We start from the raw sequence: 10,962 nt of genomic DNA, 5'->3' as shown, positions 1-10,962 counted from the left end.
ATTATGAGCCTGACGTTTGTCAGTGAGCAGTTACTCGCTACCAACAAGCTGAGTCATCAAGACCTGTACTCGGTACTGGGTCAACTGGCAGAACGCCGTATCGACTACGCCGATCTCTATTTCCAGTCCAGCTATCACGAAGCCTGGGTGATCGAGGACGGCATCATCAAGGATGGCTCGTACAATATCGACCAGGGCGTCGGCGTGCGCGCCGTCAGCGGTGAGAAGACCGGCTTCGCCTATGCCGATCAGATCACTCTGAATGCGCTGCAGCAGAGCGCCCAGGCGGCGCGCAGCATCGTGCGTGAGCAGGGCGACGGGCGGGCGCATACCCTGGGTGAGATCGGTTACCGGGCGCTGTATCCGCTGCTCGATCCGCTGCAAAGCCTGCCGCGCGAAGAGAAAATCGCCCTGTTGCACCGCGTCGACAAGGTGGCGCGCGCCGCCGATGCGCGGGTGCAGGAAGTGAACGCCAGCATCACCGGCGTTTACGAGCAGGTGTTGGTGGCCGCCACCGACGGCACGCTGGCGGCGGACGTTCGCCCGCTGGTGCGCCTCTCCGTCAGCGTGCTGGTGGAGCAGGACGGCAAGCGTGAGCGCGGCTCCAGTGGCGGCGGCGGCCGTTTCGGTTACGACTATTTCCTGGAAACCGTCGACGGCGACGTGCGCGCCGATGCCTACGCCAAAGAAGCGGTGCGTATGGCGCTGGTCAACCTCGGCGCGGTGGCGGCGCCGGCCGGCAATATGCCGGTCGTGCTGGGCGCCGGCTGGCCGGGCGTGCTGCTGCACGAAGCGGTGGGCCACGGCCTGGAAGGCGACTTCAACCGGCGCGGCACCTCGGTATTCAGCGGCCATATGGGTGAGCTGGTGGCTTCCGAACTGTGCACCGTAGTGGATGACGGCACCCTGCAAGGGCGCCGCGGCTCGCTGGCGATCGACGACGAAGGCGTGCCGGGCCAGTACAACGTGCTGATTGAAAACGGCGTATTGAGAGGCTACATGCAGGACAAGCTCAACGCGCGGCTGATGGGCGTCGCCCCGACCGGCAACGGCCGCCGTGAGTCCTACGCGCATCTGCCGATGCCGCGCATGACCAACACCTACATGCTGGCGGGCCAATCGACGCCGGAAGAGATCATCGCCAGCGTCGAGTACGGTCTGTACGCGCCGAACTTTGGCGGCGGTCAGGTGGACATCACCTCCGGCAAGTTCGTGTTCTCCACCACCGAAGCCTACCTGATCGAAAAGGGCCGCATCACCAAACCGGTGAAAGGGGCGACGCTGATCGGCTCCGGCATCGAGGCGATGCAGCAGATCTCGATGGTCGGCAACGATCTGGCGCTCGATAAAGGCGTGGGCGTGTGCGGCAAGGAAGGCCAGAGCGTGCCGGTAGGCGTCGGCCAACCGACGCTGAAACTGGATACGTTAACCGTCGGCGGCACGGCGTAATCTTTCCTCAAGGGGCCACGCGTTGGCCCCTCAACCATGCTCCATTTCGCGGCCTTTCTCGCATTCGTAACGCTAAGCGCGGCAGGACGCCGTAGCCTGCACGACATAATGGAATGAAATTGACGTGGCGAAAAAACAGAGCACGACAAGAATGACGCGCCTGGCATTATCCGCTCGGCGTTGGCTGCTGGTGCTGGGCGTTCTGTCCCTGACGGGCTGCGCCCGTTCCGATGCGCTGTGGGGCGTGGTCGATAAACTCTGCATGGCCAACTATCAGCAAAAACGCAATCCGGCCCCGTGCGAGCAGATTTATATGCCGCAGGGGAAAGCGCAGGGCTTTAGCGTGCTGCAGAACCCACGTTACCCTTATCACTTTATCCTGGTGCCGACGGCGCCGCTCTCCGGCATTGAAAGCCCGCAGCTGCTGGTTGGAGAACGGACGGACTATTTTGGCTATGCCTGGCTGATGCGTTACCGGCTGGCCGCCGAGTATGGCGGGCCGGTGCCGGATGATATGTTGGGCATGGCGATCAACTCCGCTTACGGCCGCAGCCAAAACCAGTTGCACATTCACCTGACCTGTCTGCGCGAGGACGTGCGGCGCCAATTGCAGGCGGAACGCCCCTACATACAGGAACAATGGCGGCCTTTGCCGGATAAGTTGTTGCGCCACACCTATTATGCTCGCCGCGTGATGCAGCCAGCCGTGATGGGCATCTACCCGATTAAGGATTTGGCGGATTATTTCCATCTGTCGCCGCCGCAGCTGGCGGAATATGGCGTGGTCGTCGTTCCGACGACGTTTGCCGGCCGGCAAGGGTTTATCTTGCTGGCCTCGAAGCGCGGCTGGGACGTCGGCAATCGCGCGTCGGTAGAGTCGCTGCTGGATAAAGAGTGCGCGATTTTGCCGCGTTGATTTTGCTACGTAAATGACGCAGGTGAGAGCAACGAGGCATCGCTCTCACCTTGTTGTCCCTACCTAAACCGCGCATCCCGCGTAAACAGGAAAGCGGCTTCCCGCAGGCGAGCGTCGGCTTGTGCCTGATCCCCCTGATAGCGCAAGATCATGATCAGCGTGGCGTAGACGTTGGCGTCGATGCGGTGCTGCAGATAGGCATTGGCCCACTGCCGATAGCCGGTCAACAGGGCATCATCACGCGTCTGGTTGTAGACCAGCAGTGCGTGAGATTGCTCGTCGAAGGTTTTGCGCTCCCGGTAGATCCAGGCGGCCGGCGACGGCATCTGCTCGATGCTGTCGATGTTGGCCAGCATAGTGCGCTCCGACTGGGTGAGCGCCATGCGCCCTTGCCAGGCGAAGACCGCCATCACCAGCACGCCGAGCGCCGCAAGCGCCACCGGCAGGCTCAGGGCTTTGGCGAACGGCAGCGGGCGGGGCTCGCCGGTTTGGCCGTCCAGCAACGCCAGCAGCAGCAGAAACGCCAGCCAGTGCGGCGCAGACAGATAGAAAGGGTATTCCAGCTGGGTGTGTATCAGCATCGGCAGCAGCACCAGGAACAAGCCGACGCGCGCACCATTCGGCTGTTCTCGATCCCGTTGCCAGGCGCTTTTCAGCAGCCGTACGCCGGCGGCAAGGACGATAGCGATACCTGCCAGCGCCGGCAGGCCACCTTCAACCCACCACAGCAGGACTTCATTGTGCGGATGCCCGGCGACTTCCAACACTTCTCGCCAGGGCATTTCCTGCAGACGAAAGTGCGCGAAGCTGTATTCAAAACCGCCGTAACCCCAGCCCAGCAGCGGCTTGGCCAGGATCATGGCGCCGACGTCATGCAGCATGGTGAGGCGAGCGCTATTGGACAGCTCCCGACCGATCAGACCCGCGCGGCCATCCAGGCCGAAACCGGTGAACAACACCGTGGTACCTATCGTCACGCCCAGCAGCAGCGCGCCGCCGGCCCAGCGGCTCGCGGCCGGGCGCCGGCGGGCAAAACGACACAGCAGCAAAACCGCCGCCAAGGCGCCGCCAAGCCAGGCGGCGCGCGACTGGATCAGCACCAGCAGGGCGGAGAAAACGGCCAGCAGCGCGAGCAGCGGGATTTGCCGCCGCCGCGTCGGCGCAGTGAAGGGAGCCAGCAGCAGCCAGAGCGCCAAAGCCAGCCCGGTGGCAATAAAGCTGCCCAGCACGTTCGGCTGCTGAAAGACGCCGTAGACCCGGCTTCCGTTAGGGGCTACCCAGGCCAGCGTGGGGGCGAACAGCTGCAGCGCCGCCAGCAACGCCTGAATGCCGATGGCGAACAGCAGACCGTACAGCAGCAGCTCGCGCTGTCGGGCGGTGAGGCGCAGCTGCAGGCAGGCGACATAGAACAGCCAGCCGCCGAGCAAACCGGCGCAGCGCCACAGGGCATCTTCGCGCCATTCGGGGCGGGTATACAGCAGCGGCAGCGCCAGTACGGCGATGCCGAGCAGCAACCGCTGGGCGGTGGGGGTCAGCGAAAGACGGATGCGACCCAGGCAAACGGTAAACGTCACGATCAGCGTGGTGAGCGCCATGACGCTCCAGGCCAGAATGTTTTGCGGCAGCGCCAGACCGTCGCCGCCCATGTTGGGGTAATAAACCGGCAGGACCGCCGCCATCCAGATCAGCAGCAGGGGCAGTACGGCGATGGTCGCTGCGTTAGCGGGAGATTTATCGGCCATGGTTAACCTGCCATGGCCTGATAGCGTTTATGAAATGCATGTTTTGATTATTCCTATCCTTTATCCTGATGTTGAAATGCGTGTAATGTCAATTCGAAAATGTCTCACGGGAAATTTAAATCGTCTTTATAGTGAAGCGATAAATAATGTTTGCCCTGAGAATGCGCGAGGCTGTATGCCTAAAGAAAGGTTAAGCCGTAATTTTCACCCGCAAAAGGCATTTTTGTTGTTTGCAAAAACAGATGCGCTATTTTCTCAAATCTATTGTGATTCAGTCAATTTTTAATAGAATATTATTTTTGTTTATTAAAATCAGTTGATTGAGTGTTGTCTTGGCGTGTGTGAATATCGTGGGGTATCTCGGCGATGGCCTATGTGGGCAGTCAATGTGAAGAATAAAATAGGTATCTTCTTGTCTAATTTGTTTCGTCAGCGGCGGCGTGACGGCGGAGATTTATTTCATCGTTTTCCATTGCTGACTTTTGAATTAAATGTGATTTTTATGGTTTTATTTTTATTAAGACTCTTCTTGTCTTTATCTGTTTTTTTTGATTTTTATAAAATGATTTATTGTTAGGATTGTTCTGCTGTATTGGAAATAAAAGAGGTTATGGCTTTAGCCTCCCCGTTGCCGCGGCAGAGTACAGATTAACGCGCCTGCTAAAGCGCGTTCATCTTGTCTCCCGCCCGCTTACTCCACCTCACCGATCCGCTTCAGCGCATCCACCACCAGATCCCAGAATTTATCCTGATCCAGTTTGACCGCTACCTGGGTGTGGCAATCCGGCGGCGGCGGCGCGCGGAAGTCCGCGACCGTCATGCCTAAGGTGAGGGTGCCGGTCAGCTCTATATTTACCGGCGCTTTGCGCACCGACATGACGCTCGGATCGATCACATAGGCCACCGCGCATGGATCGTGCACCGGCGGGGCGCTGAAGCCCTGCGCCTGTTGGTACATACGGCCAAAGAATGCCAGCAGCTCGCCGACGAAGGCGGCCGGCCGGGTGCCGAGGGCGGCGATGCGTTCGCAGACTGCCGGCGTGGCCAGCGCCTGGTGGGTGAGATCCAGCCCGACCATGGTGAACGGCCACTTTTCGTTGAACACGATGTGCGCCGCCTCGGGATCGATTTTGATATTGAACTCCGCCACCGCGCTCCAGTTGCCCACATGATAGCCGCCGCCCATCAGCACCACTTCCTTGACCCGTTCGGCAATGCGCGGCTCTTTACGCACCGCCATGGCGATATTGGTCAGGCCGCCGGTCGGCACCAGCGTCACGCTGCCCGGCGGGTGGGCCATCACGGTCTCGATGATCAGGTCTACCGCGTGGCGTGAGTCCAACTGCAGGTGGGGTTCCGGCAGCACCGGGCCATCGAGGCCTGAGTCGCCGTGAATGTCGGGCGCCACTTCGATATTGCGCACCAGCGGACGCGGGCAGCCGGCAGCGAAGGGGACGCCGGTGATATTGGCGATACGGGCCACCGCCAGGGCGTTGCGCGTCACTTTGTCCAGCGTCTGGTTACCCACCACGGTGGTGACCGCCAGCAGGTCGATCTGCGGATTGCCCCAGGCCAGCAACAGAGCGATGGCGTCGTCATGCCCCGGGTCACAGTCCAGTATGATTTTTTTCATGGTTATTCCTGATGCAGGGAGAGGTTTCCGCAGCATAACGCAGCGCGGTGGCGTGGGATAATGCCGATGGTGCTTTTGTTAACGGCATCAAAGCCTTGCCACTTTTACGATGTAATGAAACGTAAATCCTGCTCGCCGGGCTTTACCCTGGAGTTTACTCCAGGGTTTACAGTGAGGTTCAGCGTCAATGCACAGAGGAGAGGCGGGATGAGCTTACTGAAACGGTTGTTGGGGCAAGGCGGTATTCACGGCGGTCATCAGCGCGCGGGCCACGGCGGCGGGCATCATGGCAACCGCTATAACCAGCATGGCGAGCCGGGGCCGCAGTGCCCGGAATGCCGGGCAGTGAATAAATCGGGCGCCCGTTATTGCCACCGCTGCGGTCAGCCGTTTGCCGCGCTAAGCGTCACCTGCGGCCAGTGCGCCGCACCGTTGCCGCCGGGCAGCCGCTTTTGTCCGCAGTGCGGCGGCGGTGTGCCGTGAACCGGGGCGGTTGGACACTCGCGCTGCTGTTGGGCGCCATGGCGCTATGGACGCTGCTGGCCTGGGGCGTAGCCGGGGTGCTGGCCTGGCTCCCGGCGTTGGCGGAGGCAGCCGGGAAGGCATCGTTGCCGGTAAACGGTGCGCTGAGCCTGGTGCCGCAGGCGGCGCTGGACGCCTGGCTGCCGTGGCTGAAACAGCTTGGCAGCGGGCTGGCGAGCTATTTTCCTGTGCTGCTGACCTGGGTGGGCTACGCCGTCTGGCTGCTGTGGGGCCTCGGCATGTTGGCGCTGACGCTGCTGGCCGCGCTGGCGCGCCGCTATTTGAGCGCCGCTCAGCGATAGCCCTGATAGACCGCCGCTACGCGTTCGAAATAGTCGGTTAAATAGTTGATGCACACCTGCACCTTCAGCGGCAGTTTGTCTTTCTCGGTATAGAGCGCGTAGATCGGCCGCGGATCCGAATGGTAGCTTTTGAACAGGATCTCGATCTCGCCGCGTTTGATCTCTTCGATCACCCACATCAGCGGGGCGTAGGCGATGCCGGCGCCGTTTTTCAGCCAACGGATCATGGTGGAGGAGTCGTTGGTGACGAAGCGCCCCTGCGGGGAAATGCGTGTGGTGATGCCTTCCGGCGACATCAGTTCAAATTCGCTGTCGGGCCGCACGCTGTACTCCAGCCAGGAGAAGTTGACCATGTCGCTCGGCTTCTGCGGCGTACCGTGCTGGATCAGGTAGCTTTTGGCGGCGCACACCACCATCGGCATCTGCCCCAGGCGGCGGGAGAACAGGCTGGAGTCCTGCAGCGCCCCGGTGCGGATCACCAGATCCAGTCCGTCGGTGATCAGATCCGGCGCCGGAATGCCGGTTACCAGGTTGACCGTCAGGCCTGGGTACTCTTTCATCATCTCGGCGGTCATGTTCGCCAGCACGTTTTGCGCCATGGTAGATGAGCTGCCGATGCGCAGCGTGCCAGCGGGCGTATTGTTAAATGCGTACAGCTGCTCATGCACCTCGCTGACTTCCTGCAGCATGCGTCGGCAGCCCTGATAGTAGATTTTGCCGGCCTCGGTCAGGCCGATGCTGCGCGTGCTGCGGTTCAACAGCTTGACCTGCAGTTCATTTTCCAGTTTCGAGACGGTCTGACTGATCGATGAAACGCTCATGTCGAGTTGGCGTGCGGCCGCGGTAAACGACCCGAACTCAACCACTTTGGCGAATACCGACATCCGTTTTAATCTTTCCATTATTCACTCTGGCTTAAAAGTGATTTAGATCACAGATTGTTGATGCCTTGATAGTAAGCAGGCTAATATAACGTGGTCGGGTGAATAGACCTTACCAACGTGCGAGAGCGATCGGCAACGCAATCCTGCCGCTCCTCCGGCACCCTCGCAATCCCTGTCGTGGATGTCTGCCCCCAAGTTTAACCTTTTTTCGGGTTCGTGACCTGGACAAGCTGTCCGGTCAAGATTTGTGGCGCGCGCACGCTAAAATGTAAAGAGAATGTGAATGGCGAGATGTGTCTTTCCCCGGCGTAGTGAACAATAAGGAAAAAGTGATGAGTTTGCTTCCGGTTATGGTCATCTTCGGGCTGTCGTTTCCGCCGGTGTTTTTCGAGCTGCTGGTGTCGCTGGCGCTGTTTTTTCTCTTGCGCCGCCTGCTGCAGCCGACGGGGATTTACGATTTTGTCTGGCATCCGGCGCTGTTTAACACCGCGCTGTATTGCTGCTTGTTTTATCTGATTTCGTGTCTTTTTGTTTGAGGTCGCTGTGAAAAATTTTTCGATAAAAATAACCCGAATCGCGATCACTTTGATTCTTGTGCTGTTGGGCATCGCCGCGATATTCAAGGCCTGGGTGTTCTACACCGAGTCGCCGTGGACGCGTGATGCCAAGTTTACCGCCGATGTGGTGGCGATCGCGCCGGACGTCAGTGGCCTGCTGACCGACGTGCCGGTGGTGGATAACCAACTGGTGAAGAAAGGCCAGGTGCTGTTCGTGGTCGATCGGCCGCGTTATGAGCAGGCGCTGGCGGAAGCCGGCGCCGACGTCGCCTACTATCAGACGCTGGCGGCGGAAAAACGGCGCGAGGCCGGCCGCCGCGTGAAGCTGGGCGTGCAGGCGATGTCGCAGGAAGAGATTGACCAGTCGAACAACTCACTGCAGACCGTGCAGCACCAGTTGGCGAAGGCCATTGCGGCGCGCGAGCTGGCGCAGCTGGATCTGGAACGCACCACGGTGCGGGCGCCGGCCGATGGCTGGATCACCAACCTCAACGTCCATGCCGGCGAATACATCACCCGCGGCTCGGTGGCGGTGGCGCTGGTGAAGAAAGATTCCTTCTACATCCTGGCGTACCTGGAAGAAACCAAGCTGAATGGCCTGAATAAGGGCGACCGCGCGGAGATCACCCCGCTCGGCAGCAACCGCATCATGCACGGCACCGTCGACAGCGTGGCGGCGGCGGTGAACAACAGCAGCAGCACGGTGAACAACAAAGGGTTGGCCTCGATCGACAGCAACCTGGAGTGGGTGCGCCTGGCGCAGCGCGTGCCGGTGAAGATCCTGCTGGACGCCAAGGATCAACAGCATCCGTACCCGGCCGGCACCACCGCCACCGTGGTGATCGTCGGCAAGAACGATCGCAATGCCGACAGCGGCTCGCCTTTTGTGCGCCTGATGCACCGGCTGCGTGAGTTCGGCTAATGAGCAGCCCAACCTTTATCCGGCTGAGATTCGCCTTCAAACTCAGCTTCGCGATTGTGTTTGCGCTGTTCGTCGGCTTCCATCTCAATCTGGAAACCCCGCGCTGGTCGGCGATGACCGCCGCCATCGTCGCCGCCGGCCCGGCCTTTGCCGCCGGCGGCGAACCCTTCTCCGGCGCCATCCGCCACCGCGGCTGGCTGCGCATTATCGGCACCTTTATCGGTTGCTTCGTCGGCCTGATCATTATCATCACCACCGCCCGCGCGCCGGTGGTGATGCTGTTGCTGTGCTGCATCTGGGCCGGTTTCTGCACCTGGCTCTCTTCGCTTATCAAGGTGGAGAACTCCTATGCCTGGGGGCTGGCCGGGTATACCGCGCTGATCATTATCGTGACGGTCGCCACCAGCGAGTCTCATCTGCTGGAAGCGCCGCAGTTCGCCATCGAACGTTGCAGCGAGATCGTGCTGGGGATCGTCAGCGCCGTGTTGGCGGATCTGCTGTTCTCGCCGCGTTCGATCAAACAGGACATCGATCGGGCGGTGGATCAGCTGCTGGTGGCGCAATACCGCCTGATGCAGATGTGCATCAGCAATGCCGACAAAGAGGATATCGATCGCGCCTGGAGCAATCTGGTGAAGAGCACCACGGCGCTGGACGGTATGCGCAACAACCTGATGATGGAGTCCTCGCGCTGGCAGAAGGTCAACCGCCGGGTAAAAGCGCTGCATACGCTGTCGCTGACGCTGATCACCCAGGCCTGTGAAACCTATCTGATCTTGTTGAATCACCCGGACGCGCTGAAAGACAGCCTGCGTGAGCAGCTGATGGTTCCGGCGGAAACCCCGCAGGAGATCCACAAGCGCATGAAGCTGCTGCGCCAGGTGCTGACCACGCATCGTTCCGAGGAAACGCTGCCGACCATCACCGGCTGGGTCGGCGCGGCGACGCGCTACCTGCTGCTGTCGAAAGGCGTGCACGCCAACTGCAGTATCAGCGCGGTGGAAGAGGGGGTGTTGAGCAACGAAACCGTGGTCAAACCGACTTCGGCGGAAGGGCATCACGCGATGATCAACGGCCTGCGCACCTTTGTGGCGACTGCCTTCGGCAGCCTGCTGTGGCTGTGGACCGGCTGGACGTCCGGCAGCGGTTTTATGGTGATCATCGCGGTCATCACCTCGCTGGCGATGCGCACCCCGGCGCCGCGCATGGTGGCGATGGATTTCGTGCTGGGCATGCTGGCGGCGATCCCGGTCGGCTCTCTGTTCTTCATGGTGATCTTGCCGGCGACGCAGCAGAGCATTTTGCTGCTGTGTCTCAGCCTCGGCCTGCTGGCGTTTTTCATTGGCATCGAGGTGCAGAAGCGGCGGCTCGGTTCGCTGGGGCTGCTGGCCGGGACCATCAACATTCTGGTGCTGAGCAACCCGATGGAGTTCAACGTCACCCAGTTTCTCGACGGGGCGCTGGGCCAGTTCCTCGGCAGCTGCGTTGGGCTGATGGTGCTGCTGCTGATCCGCGACAATTCGCGTGAACGCACCGGCCGCACGTTGCTCAACCAGTTCGTCAGCAGCGCGGTGTCGGCGCTGACCACCAAGGCGGCGCGTCGTCGGCAAAACCACCTGCCGGCGCTGTATCAGCAGCTTAACCAGCTGCTGATGATGTTCCCGAACGACATCGCCAAGTATCGTCTGGCGCTGAACCTGATCATTGCCCACCAGCGCATGCAGCGGGCGGAGATTCCGGTCAGCGAAGAGCTGTCGGCCTTCCACCGCCAGATCCGCAGCACCGCCGATCGGGTGGTCTCCGCCAAGAACGACGTCAAGCGCGCCTATTACTACGATCGCTTGCTGGGTGAAATGAACGAGTACCAGCAGAAGCTGGTGGACAATCAGGCGCCGCTCAGCGTCACCGGGCCGGTGAAACGCCTGGCCGACATGCTGCATCGCTATCGTCACGCCTTGATCGATTGATGCGTTCCCTCCTGTTGCGCCGCGTTGTGCGGCGCCTTCCCTGACTATACTGAAAGCAGCGCCTGGCA

At 60.7% G+C, this 10,962-nt stretch carries 11 protein-coding genes; 8 read left to right on the top strand and 3 right to left on the bottom strand.

Features of this window, described 5'->3' with window-relative positions; translation table 11 throughout:
* Positions 1-3: 3 nt before the first annotated feature.
* Together tldD and ACJ8PN_RS14720 are read left to right on the top strand one after the other, a co-directional pair.
* The gene (tldD, locus tag ACJ8PN_RS14725; protein ID WP_171454824.1) at positions 4-1,449 is read left to right on the top strand and encodes a metalloprotease TldD; all 1,446 of its coding nucleotides are present in this window, start codon (positions 4-6) and stop codon (positions 1,447-1,449) included.
* 151 nt (positions 1,450-1,600) lie between these two features.
* Entirely contained in the window at positions 1,601-2,365 is a 765-nt protein-coding gene (locus ACJ8PN_RS14720; protein WP_033631998.1) for a CDP-diacylglycerol diphosphatase, read from the top strand.
* 59 nt (positions 2,366-2,424) lie between these two features.
* Here the strand turns inward: ACJ8PN_RS14720 and ACJ8PN_RS14715 are convergent, their stop codons facing one another.
* Positions 2,425-4,107 (bottom strand): PglL family O-oligosaccharyltransferase, encoded by a 1,683-nt coding sequence (locus ACJ8PN_RS14715; RefSeq protein WP_171454823.1) that lies wholly within the window; start codon positions 4,105-4,107, stop codon positions 2,425-2,427.
* Here ACJ8PN_RS14715 and ACJ8PN_RS14710 point away from each other — a divergent pair.
* Positions 4,106-4,393 (top strand): hypothetical protein, encoded by a 288-nt coding sequence (locus ACJ8PN_RS14710; protein ID WP_171454822.1) that lies wholly within the window; start codon positions 4,106-4,108, stop codon positions 4,391-4,393. The genes ACJ8PN_RS14715 and ACJ8PN_RS14710 overlap by 2 nt on opposite strands.
* A gap of 405 nt (positions 4,394-4,798) precedes the next feature.
* On the opposite strand, the gene uriH is transcribed toward ACJ8PN_RS14710, so the two are convergent.
* Complete coding sequence (uriH, locus tag ACJ8PN_RS14705) at positions 4,799-5,740, bottom strand: uridine-preferring nucleoside hydrolase UriH (protein WP_442535026.1); 942 nt, start codon at positions 5,738-5,740, stop codon at positions 4,799-4,801.
* Positions 5,741-5,947: 207 nt separating this feature from the next.
* Here uriH and ACJ8PN_RS14700 point away from each other — a divergent pair, with 207 nt between their 5' ends.
* Together ACJ8PN_RS14700 and ACJ8PN_RS14695 are read left to right on the top strand one after the other, a co-directional pair.
* Positions 5,948-6,223, top strand: a complete 276-nt coding sequence (locus tag ACJ8PN_RS14700; protein ID WP_411261409.1) for a double zinc ribbon domain-containing protein — start codon at positions 5,948-5,950, stop codon at positions 6,221-6,223.
* Positions 6,220-6,564, top strand: a complete 345-nt coding sequence (locus ACJ8PN_RS14695; RefSeq protein WP_411261410.1) for a hypothetical protein — start codon at positions 6,220-6,222, stop codon at positions 6,562-6,564. Before ACJ8PN_RS14700 ends, ACJ8PN_RS14695 begins: the two co-directional genes overlap by 4 nt.
* Here ACJ8PN_RS14695 and aaeR read toward each other — a convergent pair.
* Positions 6,555-7,466, bottom strand: coding sequence for an HTH-type transcriptional activator AaeR (gene aaeR / locus ACJ8PN_RS14690; protein ID WP_015379188.1), 912 nt, complete (start codon positions 7,464-7,466; stop codon positions 6,555-6,557). The two genes, ACJ8PN_RS14695 and aaeR, sit on opposite strands and share 10 nt — an antisense overlap.
* 314 nt (positions 7,467-7,780) lie before the next feature.
* Here aaeR and aaeX point away from each other — a divergent pair, with 314 nt between their 5' ends.
* From aaeX to aaeB, 3 genes are read left to right on the top strand one after another with little or no spacing between them, the layout of a single operon-like run.
* Entirely contained in the window at positions 7,781-7,984 is a 204-nt protein-coding gene (gene aaeX / locus ACJ8PN_RS14685) for a p-hydroxybenzoic acid efflux pump operon protein AaeX (RefSeq protein ID WP_004936952.1), read from the top strand.
* Between the two features lie 7 nt (positions 7,985-7,991).
* A complete protein-coding gene (gene aaeA, locus ACJ8PN_RS14680; RefSeq protein WP_004936954.1) occupies positions 7,992-8,927 on the top strand; it encodes a p-hydroxybenzoic acid efflux pump subunit AaeA in 936 nt (311 codons plus the stop codon).
* Positions 8,927-10,894, top strand: coding sequence for a p-hydroxybenzoic acid efflux pump subunit AaeB (aaeB, locus tag ACJ8PN_RS14675; RefSeq protein ID WP_171454819.1), 1,968 nt, complete (start codon positions 8,927-8,929; stop codon positions 10,892-10,894). The genes aaeA and aaeB overlap by 1 nt, the downstream gene beginning before the upstream one ends.
* Positions 10,895-10,962: the final 68 nt, after the last annotated feature.

Source organism: Serratia sp. CY76391 (assembly GCF_052166695.1).
Lineage (GTDB): Bacteria > Pseudomonadota > Gammaproteobacteria > Enterobacterales > Enterobacteriaceae > Serratia > Serratia nematodiphila.
The sequence above is the reverse complement of the archived record's forward strand: the minus strand, read 5'-3'. Positions and strand labels throughout refer to the sequence as shown.

Coding starts and splice junctions, on each gene's coding strand:
- aaeB (WP_171454819.1), top strand. CDS start 8,927: ATGAGCAGCCCAACCTTTATCCGGCTGAGATTCGCCTTCAAACTCAGC.
- ACJ8PN_RS14720 (WP_033631998.1), top strand. CDS start 1,601: ATGACGCGCCTGGCATTATCCGCTCGGCGTTGGCTGCTGGTGCTGGGC.
- tldD (WP_171454824.1), top strand. CDS start 4: ATGAGCCTGACGTTTGTCAGTGAGCAGTTACTCGCTACCAACAAGCTG.
- aaeR (WP_015379188.1), bottom strand. CDS start 7,466: ATGGAAAGATTAAAACGGATGTCGGTATTCGCCAAAGTGGTTGAGTTC.
- ACJ8PN_RS14710 (WP_171454822.1), top strand. CDS start 4,106: ATGGTTAACCTGCCATGGCCTGATAGCGTTTATGAAATGCATGTTTTG.
- ACJ8PN_RS14715 (WP_171454823.1), bottom strand. CDS start 4,107: ATGGCCGATAAATCTCCCGCTAACGCAGCGACCATCGCCGTACTGCCC.
- uriH (WP_442535026.1), bottom strand. CDS start 5,740: ATGAAAAAAATCATACTGGACTGTGACCCGGGGCATGACGACGCCATC.
- ACJ8PN_RS14700 (WP_411261409.1), top strand. CDS start 5,948: ATGAGCTTACTGAAACGGTTGTTGGGGCAAGGCGGTATTCACGGCGGT.
- aaeX (WP_004936952.1), top strand. CDS start 7,781: ATGAGTTTGCTTCCGGTTATGGTCATCTTCGGGCTGTCGTTTCCGCCG.